This window comes from Erwinia magellanica (assembly GCF_039023495.1).
In the GTDB taxonomy this organism is placed as follows: domain Bacteria; phylum Pseudomonadota; class Gammaproteobacteria; order Enterobacterales; family Enterobacteriaceae; genus Erwinia.
This window is the reverse complement of the sequence record NZ_JBCHVC010000001.1, coordinates 1,377,607-1,391,137: the sequence shown is the minus strand read 5'-3', so window position 1 is coordinate 1,391,137 and position 13,531 is coordinate 1,377,607. Positions and strand designations below refer to the sequence as shown.

The 13,531-nt window shown below is 51.7% G+C and carries 13 protein-coding genes and 1 pseudogene; 7 read left to right on the top strand and 7 right to left on the bottom strand.

The features are described 5' to 3' along the window. Nucleotides 1–153: 153 nt before the first annotated feature. Nucleotides 154–945: a DNA-binding transcriptional regulator KdgR gene (kdgR, locus tag AAH450_RS06350; protein ID WP_342909417.1), complete on the top strand. Its 792-nt coding sequence runs from the start codon at nucleotides 154–156 to the stop codon at nucleotides 943–945. A gap of 32 nt (nucleotides 946–977) precedes the next feature. On the opposite strand, the gene AAH450_RS06345 is transcribed toward kdgR, so the two are convergent. Further along, a complete protein-coding gene (locus AAH450_RS06345) occupies nucleotides 978–1,214 on the bottom strand; it encodes a YobH family protein (protein ID WP_342909416.1) in 237 nt (78 codons plus the stop codon). A 240-nt stretch (nucleotides 1,215–1,454) separates the two neighbouring features. Between AAH450_RS06345 and AAH450_RS06340 the strand changes: the two genes are divergently transcribed. The 5 genes and pseudogenes from AAH450_RS06340 (at nucleotide 1,455) to rlmA (ending at nucleotide 4,668) form a co-directional block, all read left to right on the top strand. Next, nucleotides 1,455–1,727 (top strand): YebO family protein, encoded by a 273-nt coding sequence (locus AAH450_RS06340; protein WP_342909415.1) that lies wholly within the window; start codon nucleotides 1,455–1,457, stop codon nucleotides 1,725–1,727. Between the two features lie 24 nt (nucleotides 1,728–1,751). Beyond that, nucleotides 1,752–2,762, top strand: coding sequence for an MBL fold metallo-hydrolase (locus tag AAH450_RS06335; RefSeq protein ID WP_342909414.1), 1,011 nt, complete (start codon nucleotides 1,752–1,754; stop codon nucleotides 2,760–2,762). Between the two features lie 522 nt (nucleotides 2,763–3,284). Then, nucleotides 3,285–3,356, top strand: a pseudogene (locus AAH450_RS06330) (DUF2627 domain-containing protein); the annotation flags it as partial. An 85-nt stretch (nucleotides 3,357–3,441) separates the two neighbouring features. Beyond that, nucleotides 3,442–3,651, top strand: coding sequence for a transcription antiterminator/RNA stability regulator CspE (gene cspE / locus AAH450_RS06325; RefSeq protein WP_001062678.1), 210 nt, complete (start codon nucleotides 3,442–3,444; stop codon nucleotides 3,649–3,651). A gap of 171 nt (nucleotides 3,652–3,822) precedes the next feature. Beyond that, nucleotides 3,823–4,668 carry a 23S rRNA (guanine(745)-N(1))-methyltransferase gene (rlmA, locus tag AAH450_RS06320; RefSeq protein WP_342909413.1) on the top strand — a complete coding sequence of 282 codons (846 nt, stop codon included), beginning with the start codon at nucleotides 3,823–3,825 and terminating at the stop codon, nucleotides 4,666–4,668. On the opposite strand, the gene AAH450_RS06315 is transcribed toward rlmA, so the two are convergent. The 4 genes from AAH450_RS06315 to manX form a co-directional block, all read right to left on the bottom strand. Continuing rightward, complete coding sequence (locus AAH450_RS06315; RefSeq protein ID WP_342909412.1) at nucleotides 4,649–5,107, bottom strand: DUF986 family protein; 459 nt, start codon at nucleotides 5,105–5,107, stop codon at nucleotides 4,649–4,651. The two genes, rlmA and AAH450_RS06315, sit on opposite strands and share 20 nt — an antisense overlap. Before the next feature lie 87 nt (nucleotides 5,108–5,194). Further along, a complete protein-coding gene (locus AAH450_RS06310) occupies nucleotides 5,195–6,052 on the bottom strand; it encodes a PTS mannose transporter subunit IID (protein ID WP_342909411.1) in 858 nt (285 codons plus the stop codon). Between the two features lie 16 nt (nucleotides 6,053–6,068). Next, nucleotides 6,069–6,869 (bottom strand): PTS mannose/fructose/sorbose transporter subunit IIC, encoded by an 801-nt coding sequence (locus tag AAH450_RS06305; protein WP_318790372.1) that lies wholly within the window; start codon nucleotides 6,867–6,869, stop codon nucleotides 6,069–6,071. Nucleotides 6,870–6,936: 67 nt separating this feature from the next. After that, entirely contained in the window at nucleotides 6,937–7,911 is a 975-nt protein-coding gene (manX, locus tag AAH450_RS06300; RefSeq protein WP_342909410.1) for a PTS mannose transporter subunit IIAB, read from the bottom strand. Between the two features lie 528 nt (nucleotides 7,912–8,439). Between manX and AAH450_RS06295 the strand changes: the two genes are divergently transcribed. Then, nucleotides 8,440–9,999: a TerC family protein gene (locus tag AAH450_RS06295; protein WP_342909409.1), complete on the top strand. Its 1,560-nt coding sequence runs from the start codon at nucleotides 8,440–8,442 to the stop codon at nucleotides 9,997–9,999. Nucleotides 10,000–10,034: 35 nt separating this feature from the next. Here AAH450_RS06295 and AAH450_RS06290 read toward each other — a convergent pair whose 3' ends face one another. Beyond that, complete coding sequence (locus AAH450_RS06290; RefSeq protein WP_342909408.1) at nucleotides 10,035–11,597, bottom strand: EAL domain-containing protein; 1,563 nt, start codon at nucleotides 11,595–11,597, stop codon at nucleotides 10,035–10,037. Between the two features lie 255 nt (nucleotides 11,598–11,852). After that, the gene (gene sdaA, locus AAH450_RS06285; protein ID WP_342909407.1) at nucleotides 11,853–13,217 is read right to left on the bottom strand and encodes an L-serine ammonia-lyase; all 1,365 of its coding nucleotides are present in this window, start codon (nucleotides 13,215–13,217) and stop codon (nucleotides 11,853–11,855) included. Between the last annotated feature and the right edge of the window lie 314 nt (nucleotides 13,218–13,531).

The window sequence follows — 13,531 nt, the reverse complement described above, 5'->3', positions numbered from 1 at the left end:
TTTTTCGTAAGCTATTCCATGTTGTTTCACGGCGAAAACTATCAGAAGTTGTGTCCAGGGTTAATTTCCTGCCAGGATTGCACCGCCCATCCTGCAAATCGTATACTGGAAATAGTGTTCCATTTTTTATAAAACAAAATTAAGGTCTCGGTAATGGCAACTGGCGACATGGATAAACAACCGGATGCAGTCTCTTCCGTGATGAAAGTTTTTGGTATTCTTCAGGCGCTGGGAGAAGAGCGCGAACATGGCATTACCGAGCTTTCACAGCGGGTAATGATGTCCAAAAGCACGGTGTATCGCTTCCTGCAAACCATGAAAACCCTGGGCTATGTCGATCAGGAAGGGGACTCTGAGAAGTACACGCTGACCCTGAAGCTGTTCGAACTAGGGGCGAAAGCGCTACAGAATGTCGATCTGATCCGCAGCGCCGATATTCAGATGCGCGAAATTTCCCGCCAGACCAAAGAAACCATCCATCTTGGCGCGCTGGAAGATGACAGCATCGTCTATATTCACAAAATTGACTCCCTCTACAACCTGCGCATGTATTCACGCATCGGGCGCCGGAATCCTCTTTACAGCACGGCTATCGGTAAGGTTTTGCTGGCCTGGCGTGACAGGGCCGAGGTTGAGGATATTATGGCGGAGGTAAGCTACACCCGCAGCACGCCAAGAACGGTTGGCAGCACGGAAGAGTTGTTACCGGTACTGGATAAAGTCAGATCGCAGGGTTTTGGTGAGGACAACGAAGAGCAGGAAGAGGGGCTGCGCTGTATTGCCGTTCCCATTTTTGACCGTTTTGGGGTGGTAATTGCCGGGCTAAGTATCTCGTTCCCTACTATCCGCTTCTCTGAAGAGGAGAAAAGTGGCTACGTTAAGTTACTGCATCAGGCGGCGAAAGTGCTTTCTGCACAGATGGGTTATCATCACTATCCTTTCTGAAAACAGGGCCAGAATCACTCTGGCCCTGACTTTTAATTATCGACAACCTCAGTGCTTTTTTTCAGCAGCGGACAATCCGTCACACCCACCACACCGCTGTCAGTGTGCAGATACTGCGCGGTAGTCATGCCGCGTGCCGTCAGATACTGGCACTGTAAACCCAGGCCAGCCGCGTTTTTTGTACTTCCTGCCAGTACCCCATAACCCGTTACCAGCAGGGCCAGCCAGACAATGACCAACAGCGCAACAATGCGTACTAAAAATCTCATATGTTTCCCTTATAATTTATCAGACAGCAATCCTGGCGTTTCCACCTCGCCGCCAGGCTCCATCATAGCAGTAAGGTGTGGGACAGGTCGCAATTTGCTTTGAGGATACATAAACCGCGGGCGTTCTCCTGCGCGAAGGTTCTGAAATTTATAAGAGCTGGCTATCAATTCGCGGCTGAGCGGGTAGAATCTTCGCAGGTCTGCACGCTGTGCAGTGGAAGTCAGTAGGTTGAGACAGATATGAACGATTTAGCAAATGGCGCAGTGGGTTTGGCATCAATGGGGTTTACGGCAGCGTTGGTCATAGTGGGGCTGATTGCCTGGTTCTTTATCAACCGGGCCAGCGTCAGGGCGAGCCAGCAGGTGCAGTTACTGGAAGCCCTGCTGGAAGAGCAGAAGCGGCAGAACGTGCTGCTACGCCGCCTCACCGATTCCGTAGCGGGTAAAGAGAAGGCCGCAGGCCAGAGCGAGCCTGACAACAAAGATTTCACCCGTTTGATCCCGGAACGTTAATTTTTCTGTTAAGGACGCATGGCAATGGCGTGGCAAAACCCCTGGTACGATCCCAACAAAGCTCATCATACGCCTGAAGGTTTCCGCAATCCCGAACCCGATTTGCGTCAAAATGGCGATCTCAAACGCTGGCGGAAAGAGCGTAAGGCCGAAGGGCTGCCTTTTCCTCCTGCACAGGGCTATGAGCGCTTTACCGCTGAATGGTGGCAGAGAGCCGATCTGAGTGGGGGTGAGGATGCGGTCTGGTGGCTGGGCCATGCATGCATATTACTGCGTGTCGACAATCGTTACACGCTTATCGATCCTGCCCTGTCGAAACGGGTCTCGCCACTGCGTTTTTATGGCCCTGTGCGCAAAACGCCTGCCGCCTTAAAGATTGAGGATTTGCCCTCGCTGAGTTGTGTGTTGATTTCTCATAACCACTACGATCATCTGGACAAGCCCACCATCAAAGCTATTCTCCGGCGCTTTCCTGAAGTTGAATTTGTTGTGCCGCTGGGACTGGAAGCCTGGTTCCGTAAAATGGGGGCGAAAAATGTTACCCAGCTTGACTGGTGGGGCAGCACAAGCCTTGCTGCCATGACGATCCATGCGGTTCCTGCCAGGCACTGGAGCATGAGAACGCCCTACGATCGTAATCGTTCACTTTGGTGCGGCTGGGTGGTCAAAGTGAAAGCACTGAGCTTTTGGTTTACGGGCGACAGCGGCTATAGCGAAAATTTACTGGAAATCCCTCGTCGGCTTGGGCCTTTTAATCTGGCCGCATTACCCGTAGGCGCTTATGCACCGAAATGGTTCATGCGCGGACAGCATATGGATCCTGAACAGGCTGTATCGCTGCATCAGGCGCTGGACGAACCGGTCAGCATCCCCATCCATTGGGGGGTGTTTGAACTGGCGGATGAATCACTGGACGCGCCGCCCGATATCCTGTCGCAATCTATGCAGGCTGCGGGATTAGATGAAAGCCGGTTCCATGCCTGGAGAATAGGCGCTAAAAAACACCTAATTAACATCATCCAGGATAAATCCTAAAGTGATTAATTTAGCAGCGTCTGAAATGAGAACTTCGTCTAATAAAAACGTGCCTGTTCTCAGGGCCGGAGATAATTAGATAACATCTGTGCCATTTATTGGGGCAGTGAGATAATAATTTCCTGATTTTGGTGCAATTTAAATTACTTTCAGGTCCATGTACAACTTCAGCGCCAAAAGTATCTGGCAAAGTTTTTCTCTAAGCCAAACTTTTTAATGAATTTTTTTGATAACGAATGCCATAATTGTGCAATATATGCGGCATATAGTTCTCATTTTGAAAAGATAGGGAATAGACTAAAGCCCGCCGCAGCGCTATGATGTTCCCCTTGTTTTGAGGTAAAACGAGGCTGGCATGCCCGTTTTCAAGGTTAAGGTTTCAGTAATCCCTGCATAAGGTGTAATATGTGCCTGACATGTTTCAAATGTGTGCGACATCTCTATCACTGTTTAAAAATGACTTGCCATTAATAAACGAATATGTGATAACGCATTTGGGTAAAACGAGGTACAGTTCTGTTTATGCATGGCATCTTCAGTAAAGAAGTTCTGAGTAAAGACGTTGACGTTGAATACCGCTTCCTTGCCGAGCCTTAATATCGTGCCTCATGCAGTAATGTCTCTGGTTTTTCTGTACGTAAAGCCCACGGGCGAATAAACACTCTAAGGAATTTGCAAAATGGCAAAGATTAAAGGTCAGGTTAAGTGGTTCAACGAGTCTAAAGGTTTTGGTTTCATTACTCCTGCAGACGGCAGCAAAGATGTATTCGTACACTTCTCTGCAATCCAGGGCAATGGCTTCAAAACTCTGGCTGAAGGCCAGAACGTTGAGTTCGAAATTCAGGACGGCCAGAAAGGCCCTGCTGCTGTGAACGTCACCGCTATCTAATTTTCGATCTGAGCCTGCTATTGCCCGCGTGGCGTGTAATCCAGGCAAGAATCTGAATGCTAAAGCCCTGCCAGAAATGGCAGGGCTTTTTCTTTTCCGGGTGTAATAAGGTCTGCCGCTAGCCCTGGCTTTCCGGTAAACTGCCGCCCGGATCGTTTCTGGAGAGTTGTTATGTCTTACCTTTGCCCCCTTTGTCATCAGCCCCTGCTTCAGGAAGCGTCGGTCTGGCGCTGCGAAAACAGGCATCAATTTGACCGGGCCAAAGAGGGCTATGTGAATCTTCTTCCGGTGCAGCACAAGCGCTCAAAGCTGCCCGGCGACAGCGCAGATATGATGCTGGCACGCCGTGAGTTTCTGGATGCCGGACACTATTTACCGCTGCAACAAAAAGTCTGTGAGATCCTGCAACGCGTGCTGCCCGCCACGGCGACGGCGGTACTGGATATAGGCTGCGGAGAGGGCTATTACACGCATGCTGTTGCAGAGGCTTTGCAAAGCAGAGGAGAGGCGGAGGTTCATGGCCTTGACGTGTCGAAAGTGGCGGTACGCTTTGGCGCTAAACGGTACCACAACGTCCACTTCTGCGTGGCATCAAGTCACCGTTTACCTTTTGCTACAGGGCAGTTTGATGCCGTATTACGTATCTATGCGCCCTGTAAGGCACAAGAGCTGCAAAGAGTGGTGAAAGAGCAGGGCTATGTTCTTACCGTGACGCCAGGCCCACGGCATCTGATTCAGTTTAAGGCGCTTATTTACCAGGAAGTGAAACTGCATGATGAGACGCCAGAGGCAATGCCTGGCTTTGAGCTGGTAGAGCAACACTCGCTGAATTATCCCATGCAGCTCAGCAGCGAAGAGTCGGCAGCTCTGTTGCAGATGACGCCGTTTGCCTGGCGAGCCAGACCGGAAGTGTGGGGCGTGCTGGCTACCACCAGCCAGTTTGATTGTGAAACGGACTTTACGCTACGCCTCTGGCAGCGCAGCCCGGAGCAAGAGGCTACTGCTGCTGCACCATAAACTGGTAGATAGTTTCCAGGTCGTCCAGTTTTCTCACATGGATCAGCAGACGACGGGATTCAAGTTCAATCACCAGAATGCCATCTTCAGAGAGGTTCATCGTTTTGATGCGGCTGTAGTCGATAAAGACGTTGGCATACCAGAAACCCTGAGGTTTAAAAAGCAGCTTGGGCAGACGGATCCAGAAGAGATAAACAGAAAGGGAAGCCAGCACCATCAACAGGGTGGTGGTCACTCTGGGTCCCTGATTAATGACGTTTTGGTAGATCAGGATGGCTACCAGACCAACAAAAATAAGGCTGTCCAGTTTATTGCGCCGCTGTAAGAAGACCTTTAACAGGGTTGGGCCTTTCAGCCGCGTCATAATCAGCTCATCAAAGATGGCATAAGCCATGAACAGCACAATAAACAGGATGATGAGGTAATCGGTGAGGGACATCTTTACTTCTCCTGAAAAAACAGCCGGCATCGTTAAGCGATGCCGGCTGGTTTCTGAAAAACCGGGGTTGCCCCCGGCTGATAATGCTTACAGACCTAACAGGCCAATCCAGTAGCCAAAGATCCCAATCACGAAGAAGCCCATAATAATCCACAGAGCGTTAACCTTGCGGCGCAGCAGCCACATACAGCCGAAGGTGAGCAGCAGCGGGATTAAGCCGGGCATTAACTGATCCAGGATAGACTGAACGGTAGTCACGGTAGTTTTGCCGGTCTGGTCGGTGATTCTGGAAACCACCAGCGGCACGTTAACGTGCGTCCACTTGTTGACCAGCGCCCCCATCACAAAGAGGCCAAGTATTGACGCCCCCTCGGTCAGTTTTTGCAGGAAGCCGCCGCCCATATCACTAACGATGTCCACCCCTTTACGGTAGCCATAAGCCACACCGTAATAGCGCACCAGTAAACGGACCAGGTTGAACAGCACAAAAAACAACAGCGGCCCCAGCAGACTGCCGCTCATGGCAATACCGGCGCCCAGGGCAGCGAAGACGGGACGAACGGTACCCCAGAAAATAGGGTCACCCACGCCTGCCAGCGGCCCCATCAGGCCCACCTTGATGCCGTTGATGGCGGCATCGTCAATAGGTGCACCGTTAGCACGCTGTTCTTCCATCGCCATTGTTACGCCCAGAACCGGGGCGGCAACATAAGGATGGGTGTTAAAGAACTCGAGGTGGCGTTTAATCGCCTGTTTACGCTCGTCGTTGTTTTCAGGATAAAGGCGACGAATTACCGGCACCATGGAGTAGCAAAAGCCCAGCGCCTGCATACGTTCGAAGTTCCACGAACCCTGGAACAGATTTGAGCGCATAAAGACGCCACGCACGTCACCCGGCGTCAGTTTTTTCTGCACGGCGGGGGTAGCTGTAGAGGTATCAACCATTTTTATCACCCTTTCCCTAATCTAATTCGTTATCAAGGTCGTTGGTCGCCGGGCCAGAAGCCTGGGCGCCCGCTACACGGTTATATTTTGGTGCGAGCTGGATATAGAGCACCGCCATCACCACACCAATCACACCTAAAGCTACCAGGTTGAAATTGGTAAAGGCCGCCGTAACGAAACCGAGATAGAAGAAAGGCATCAAATAGCCTGCACGCATCATGTTAATAACCATGGCGTAACCGACTACCACGATCATCCCACCAGCAATATTCAGACCGTTGGTCACCACATCCGGGATAGATTCAAGCAGACCCTGCACAACGCTGGTGCCCACAGAAACGGCTACGATAACCGCCGGAATCGCAATACGCATCGCCTGAAGCACCAGGGCAGACACGTGGATCCAGGAGATGGCCGTCAGATTGCCTTTTTCAGCGGCCTTATCTGCCGCGTGCTGGAAGGCTACGGTAATGGTACGAACGATAATGGTCAGAACCTGACCTGCGGCTGCCAGCGGAATGGCCAGCGCGATACCGGCACCCACGCTTTGCCCACCGGCTATAACCAGAATGGTGGAAATAATAGAGGCGAGGGCGGCATCAGGGGCGACAGCCGCACCGATGTTCATCCAGCCAAGCGCAATCATCTCCAGCGTACCCCCGATAATAATACCGGTTTTCATGTCGCCCAAAACGACGCCAATTAAGGTACAGGCCACCAGCGGACGGTGGAACTGAAACTCATCAAGAATAGATCCCATACCTGCAATACAGGCAATGATAAAAATGAGCACAATCTGAAGAGTGGTAATCTCCATTGTACTTCTCCTCTGACATACGTGAACGGAGTTAAACCTGACGGATCAGGCAATAAACAAGCAAAACTTACTGTGCTATTTTGGCGATCAGATCCATCATTTTCAGACGCTGATCGCTGGAGACTTTACGCACTTCCAGTTCAATTCCGCGCTCATTGAGTTTTTTGAAGGCAATAATATCCTTCTCATCGACAGAAACGGCATTGTTGACCTGTGTTTTACCCTGACGGAATGCCATGCCGCCAATATTAACGCTGGGGATTTTTACGCCAGCTTCCACTAACCGTTCCACATCGGTAGGATTAGTGAAAAGAAGCATTACGCGCTCTCCGGCATATTTGGGGTTATTCCAGACGCGGATCATTTTGGCGACATCCACCACATGGGCGGTGACGCCAGGAGGAGCAACCTGGGTCAGGAGCGTTTTACGAACGTGATCGGCTGCCACTTCATCACTGACGACGATAATGCGCGTTACGTTGGTTTCTTTGGTCCAGCGCGTGGCGACCTGTCCATGGATCAGACGGTCATCAATCCTCGCCAGAGCGATTTTCATGTAGTCATTCGGCCCCATCGCTTTGGCGGCAACAGGGGCAGCTTTAGGTGCTGAAACAGCCGGAGCAGCCTGAGGGGCGGGTTCGGGTTCCTTCGCCTTTAATGCCCTGACACCTTCACGACCGGTTTCAACGGCGATGGCGACCAGTTCGTCAAAGCTTGGGTCGTCATCACGCGCCATCAGCGTTTCAACCAGCATCGGTATATTGACCCCGGCGATAACTTCATGATTTTCTTTGTCAACAACGATACGGCTGGCGGCATTAAACGGGCTGCCTCCCCAGGTATCCACAAGGAAAAGTACCCCTTTACTGGTCTCTAAATCGGCCAGTCGTGCCTGATATTTATCGATCAGCGTTTCTGCATTTTCACCGGGCACAAAATCTATCCACCCGATGTTTTGCTGATCGCCAAGGAGCATTTCAGCTGTCTTTAAAAGCTGCTCCGCAGCCCAGCCGTGCGTGCCGATCATAATAGCAATGGTCACTTGCTACTCTCCTTATCCAATATTCTGCGGCCCGACAAAAATGCTGAGCCGCGCGAGAACCCCCACCAGATCTTTTCCCCGGCGTGGAGCGAACGTGCTGTTATTCTGATAAGACTTACCGCCTGACGGCAAAAAAGGTTACTGCTGTTCCAAGCCGAGATTTATTTTAGTACGCGAAAAAATAAATTATGTGACCGCGCTCAGTAATTTAGACGCTCGTCACGCACTCAGGCGCTATCGTACAAAAGAGCAGCAAGAAAACAGGCCGATCTGTGTAAATGTAATTAAATATTTTGACGGAATGTCGGGGGCTGTTTACAGTAGGGATCCTTATTTAACACAGGAGTAACGGGCCTCAGCCCTCCCTATGGACTGTCACCGACGTCGCTTAATCATGCCACCGGGTCATCCGGCTTTTACCGTCTTGTCCTTTGACGAAAACAACTCTTCCCCTTGTGATATCAGCCGCACAGCGTCATTGCGCTCGCCTGCTGCTGCGCTTTCCTTGTCCTTTTTCCGGAGTCTGTAATGGAATTTCTTTTAGACCCCTCAATCTGGGCCGGACTGCTGACGCTGGTCGTGCTCGAAATCGTTCTGGGCATTGATAACCTGGTCTTTATCGCCATTCTTGCGGATAAGCTGCCGCCCAAACAGCGTGATAAAGCCAGGCTGATCGGTCTGTCGCTGGCGATGGTAATGCGGCTCGGCCTGCTTTCCCTGATCTCCTGGATGGTGACATTAACCCGTCCGTTGTTCAGTGTAGGTGAGTTCAGCTTCTCCGGGCGTGATTTGATCCTTCTTATCGGCGGTGTGTTCCTGCTGTTTAAGGCCACGATGGAGCTGCATGAACGGCTCGAAAACCGTGAGCATGAGGGGGAGGGCAGTAAAGGGTATGCCAGTTTCTGGGCAGTGGTGGTGCAGATCGTTATTCTTGATGCCGTCTTCTCGCTGGATGCGGTGATCACGGCCGTCGGCATGGTAAACAATCTGGCAATAATGATGACCGCAGTGGTGATTGCCATGGGCGTCATGCTGCTGGCCTCTAAACCGCTGACTAATTTTGTCAACGCGCATCCAACGGTAGTGGTGCTGTGCCTGAGCTTCCTGCTGATGATTGGTCTGAGCCTGGTTGCTGAAGGCTTTGGATTCCATATCCCTAAAGGCTATCTCTACGCCGCGATTGGTTTCTCGATACTGATAGAACTTTTCAACCAGATTGCCAGGGTGAACTTCATGCGTCACCAGGCCAGAAAGCCGATGCGTGAGCGCACCGCTGAGGCTATTCTGCGGCTGATGGGCGGCCGTCGGGAGATGAGCAGCAGTGAAGGCAGTGAAGTGGCTGCTATCATGCCGCAGGAGGCCTTTAAAGATGAAGAGCGCTATATGATCAACGGTGTGCTGACGCTGGCTTCACGATCGGTACGCAGCATCATGACGCCTCGTGGCGAAATCTCCTGGGTGGATGCCCTGCGTCCGGTGGATGAAGTTCGGACTCAGCTACTGGATACGCCACACAGCCTTTTCCCGGTCTGTCGCGGAGAGCTGGATGAGATTATTGGCGTGGTACGGGCGAAAGATCTGTTAGTGGCGCTGGATCAGGGCATTGACGTGGCGACATTTGCCGCCGCCACGCCACCCATCATCGTGCCGGATAGTCTGGACCCGATTAATCTGCTTGGCGTCCTGCGCAGAGCGAAAGGGAGTTTTGTGGTGGTCACCAGCGAATTCGGTGTGGTGCAGGGCCTGATAACGCCGCTGGATGTGCTGGAAGCCATTGCAGGCGAATTCCCTGACGAAGACGAGACGCCAGATATCATCGCCGATGGCGAGGGCTGGCTGGTGAAAGGCGGAACGGATCTCCACTCGTTGCAGCAGCTGCTTGATACGCAGGTACTGGTCAATCCGGAAGACGATCACGCTTCGCTTGCTGGCCTGCTGATTGCGCAGAAAGGACAACTGCCGCTGCCGGGTGAAATTATTGAGCTGCCACCGGTCAGCTTCCAGATAATAGAAGCAACAGACTATCGGGTTGATCTGGTTCGGGTAACGCGAGCGCGTGAACGGCATGAGGAAGAGGAAGAAGAGTAACGGAACAGGGGGAAAGGATTCCCCCTTTGCAGATGTCAGGCAGTCAGCGAAAGTTTATGATCGCTCAACCAGGTTTCGAAATCCCCCAGCGGCATGGGGCGTGCATAGTAATACCCCTGTAAAACATCCACCCCTTTTTCTCTCAGGTAGGTCGCCTGTTCAGCGGTTTCCACCCCCTCGGCCACCAGACTGATATTCAGCCGCTGTGCCAGCGAGATCACCATATCTGTTACCGTAGCGTTGATGGCATCTGTGCCAATGGCGGCGGTGAAAACTTTATCAATTTTCAACACGTCCGGACTCAGCGTTTTGAGATAGGAGAGGGAACTGTGCCCGGTGCCGAAATCATCTATTGCCAGCTTAACGCCAATCTTATGCAGATGAGAGACCACGCGCTGGTCCACTTCCGGCAGCGAATCCCGCTCGGTCAGCTCAACAATCAGCTGAGGCACCGGATTAGCAGGCCACCAGAGTTTCTGGAGATCATCGATAATTTCGCGATCGTGAAAATGGCTGGCCGCCACGTTTATTGCTATATGGAACGACGGGCAGGCTGGCATTTGCGGTAAATGCCGCACCATTTCCCGCAGTACAAAGCGGGTAAGGGGCGCTATCAGGTTCTGCCGCTCTGCCAGCGGAATAAACACATCTGGCGGGATCCAGCCCTGACGCGGATTATGCCAGCGCAGCAGCAGCTCGATACCATCACAGTCGCCGCTTTTAGCACTGATCAGCGGCTGGCAGTAAACCATAAATTCGCGCGCGGTGATGCCATAGCTGATCTGCCAGGAGAGGCTCATCCTGTTCGCCGTTGCCAGCCAGACGGTATAGCCTATCAGCAGGCTGAGCAATAACGCCAGCGGCAGCTGTGACGGTAAAGTGGAAATGGCCAGCCGGGCGGGAGAAGGCCCAAACAGCGTTATGGTGAACGGGTAACGTAAAGAGGCTTTTTCATAACTGACTTCATCTTCAGAAGGCAAAGCCGTTTCTATCAACGGATTGCCATACTCAAGACTCTTTCCGGCCACGTTAAAAATGGCACGTTCAACCCAGGGTAAAGTCGGTTCCAGCAGATAATTACTCATCATCTCGATATTAATAATTTGCAGGATCCCAGAGCGGTTTTCGTTATCGTGCGGTGTCCACAGTAACAGGATGGGCGAGCCTTTCAGCAGATGCTCATCGCTACTCAACATCATGCGCTGATTATTCACCGCCAGTTCCGGATAGAGCTGACTGAACACGCTGTTACCTTCCCCAAACGTGCTGGAGCAGTACATATTGTCATTATCAACCAGAACGATGGAGCGAACGGTCTGTAAGGTTGCCAGCTTCTCAATCAGCGGAAAGCGAACCTGATTGCAGGGCAGGCCTACCAGCCCCAGGGTGTTGCTGGCAGCCACATCAAGTGGGGAGAAGAGGCGATCAAAACGCTGAATAGCGTCCTCGGCAAATGTTTGCGACTGCTGCTCAATCCGGCTTTTTTCTTCCATATAGCGGAAGGTTAACGTAAGAATGAGCACCAACGCGGCAACCACCACAGCGATTAACAATCGCTTGCGGCGAAACTGTCCTAAAACTTCCGGGGACATTTGCATCAGTAACCACCCTTAGATCAAGACGCACACACAGAGACCGAACAGGAGTTATCGGCAAAAGAGAAATTAAGTTTAGTCATACTGAAGAGAAAAACGGAATTAATTAAAACAGTCACTTATCCTGCTTTAATTGCTACAGCACTTTAGCCCTTTATCAGGAAAGGGGATAGTCAGGCAGCGGAATTTTTTACCTCTACGTGTAAAACGCCGCCACTGGGGCGGCGCAAGGTTCAGCAGTGCACAGGCAGAGCAGAATCAGTCACACTGTACTTTGATGGCAAGACCGCCACGTGAGGTTTCGCGATATTTTGCATTCATATCCTTGCCCGTCTCATACATGGTTTCAATGACTTTATCTAATGAAACACGGGCTTCACTGGTGCGGCGCATCGCCATTCTGGCGGAGTTTATCGCTTTTACTGAGGCAATGGCGTTACGTTCAATACAGGGAACCTGTACCTGACCGGCCACCGGATCGCAGGTCAGCCCCAGATTATGTTCCATACCTATTTCAGCCGCCACGCAAACCTGCTCGGGACTGGCACCCAGAAGTTCAGCCAGACCGGCAGCAGCCATTGAACAGGCCACGCCCACTTCTCCCTGACATCCCACTTCCGCTCCCGAAATCGAGGCGTTCATTTTGTAGAGAATACCCACGGCACCGGAAGCCAGGAAATAGCGAATGAAGATATCGGGGCTGACCGATTCAATAAAGTGGTCGTAGTAAGCCAGCACAGCAGGCACGATGCCGCAGGCCCCGTTTGTGGGAGCAGTGACTACGCGTCCACCAGCAGCATTCTCTTCATTTACTGCCAGGGCAAACATGTTGACCCAGTCAATAACGTTCATCGGGTCGCTGGAAAGCTTGTCCGAAGAGACCAGCAGGCGGCGTAACGCAGAAGCACGACGAGGAACGCGAAGTGGGCCAGGCAGCACGCCTTCAGTATTTAACCCGCGATCGATGCAGTCGCGCATGCTTTGCCAGACGTCGCCAAAATAGCGTTCAATTTCCGCACGGCTGTGCAACGCCAGCTCATTTTTCATAATCAGGCCGGACAGGGAAAGTCCGGTTTCATGGCAATGGGCCAGCATCTCCTGGGCAGAATTAAAGGAGTAGGGCACGCTGACTTCATCCAGCGCCGTCTGGCCGAAGTGCTCCTCATCAACGATAAAGCCGCCGCCAACGGAGTAGTAAGTTTTGCTGTAGATGAGTGTCTCACCGGCAAAGGCGTGGATGCGCATACCATTTTCATGCAGCGAGAGGTTATCGCTGCGGAAAACCATGCCCCCTTCACGAGGGAAATCGACTTCCTGTTGACCATTGGCCAGCAGCAGACGCTGACGCTCCTCAACATCACGGATAAACGCCGGGATGCCATCGATATCCACACTTTCCGGCGAGGCGCCAGAAAGGCCCATAATAATAGCGATATCAGTGTGGTGGCCCTTACCGGTTAACGAGAGCGAACCATACACGTCAACGGCGATGCGCGTTACGCTCTCCAGCTTACCGTTATCCAGCAGATCGTCGACAAACTGTTTGCCGGCTTTCATGGGGCCTACCGTATGCGAACTGGAAGGGCCAATGCCAATTTTGAACATGTCAAAAACGCTAATCACACTCTGTTCCTTTACTGAGCCACTGAGGCTTGCCAGACTTTACTGCTGTCATAGTAACCATCCTGAGACGGATGATCGCATGAAATTATCTCATCACTGTAAGACAAGAAAGTTATGGCTGTAAGCCTGTTCTCTGACGCTTTATCCGTTAAGTAGCCATAATTCAATTAGGGCAAACAGCATAAACCGTGATCTCAGAGAGTTCTTGTTACCATGGGGGGCAATATATACGAAGAGAGCCAGTTATGAAGTGATTTGATGAGCATTTTTGCTGAATAAATGGTGTAAAAGACTGTCAGTAATTCATTACGCAG

Excerpts from the sequence above, each read along its gene's own strand:
- kdgR (WP_342909417.1), top strand. The coding sequence starts at position 154 with ATGGCAACTGGCGACATGGATAAACAACCGGATGCAGTCTCTTCCGTG.
- AAH450_RS06345 (WP_342909416.1), bottom strand. The coding sequence starts at position 1,214 with ATGAGATTTTTAGTACGCATTGTTGCGCTGTTGGTCATTGTCTGGCTG.
- AAH450_RS06340 (WP_342909415.1), top strand. The coding sequence starts at position 1,455 with ATGAACGATTTAGCAAATGGCGCAGTGGGTTTGGCATCAATGGGGTTT.
- AAH450_RS06335 (WP_342909414.1), top strand. The coding sequence starts at position 1,752 with ATGGCGTGGCAAAACCCCTGGTACGATCCCAACAAAGCTCATCATACG.
- cspE (WP_001062678.1), top strand. The coding sequence starts at position 3,442 with ATGGCAAAGATTAAAGGTCAGGTTAAGTGGTTCAACGAGTCTAAAGGT.
- rlmA (WP_342909413.1), top strand. The coding sequence starts at position 3,823 with ATGTCTTACCTTTGCCCCCTTTGTCATCAGCCCCTGCTTCAGGAAGCG.
- AAH450_RS06315 (WP_342909412.1), bottom strand. The coding sequence starts at position 5,107 with ATGTCCCTCACCGATTACCTCATCATCCTGTTTATTGTGCTGTTCATG.
- AAH450_RS06310 (WP_342909411.1), bottom strand. The coding sequence starts at position 6,052 with ATGGTTGATACCTCTACAGCTACCCCCGCCGTGCAGAAAAAACTGACG.
- AAH450_RS06305 (WP_318790372.1), bottom strand. The coding sequence starts at position 6,869 with ATGGAGATTACCACTCTTCAGATTGTGCTCATTTTTATCATTGCCTGT.
- AAH450_RS06295 (WP_342909409.1), top strand. The coding sequence starts at position 8,440 with ATGGAATTTCTTTTAGACCCCTCAATCTGGGCCGGACTGCTGACGCTG.
- AAH450_RS06290 (WP_342909408.1), bottom strand. The coding sequence starts at position 11,597 with ATGCAAATGTCCCCGGAAGTTTTAGGACAGTTTCGCCGCAAGCGATTG.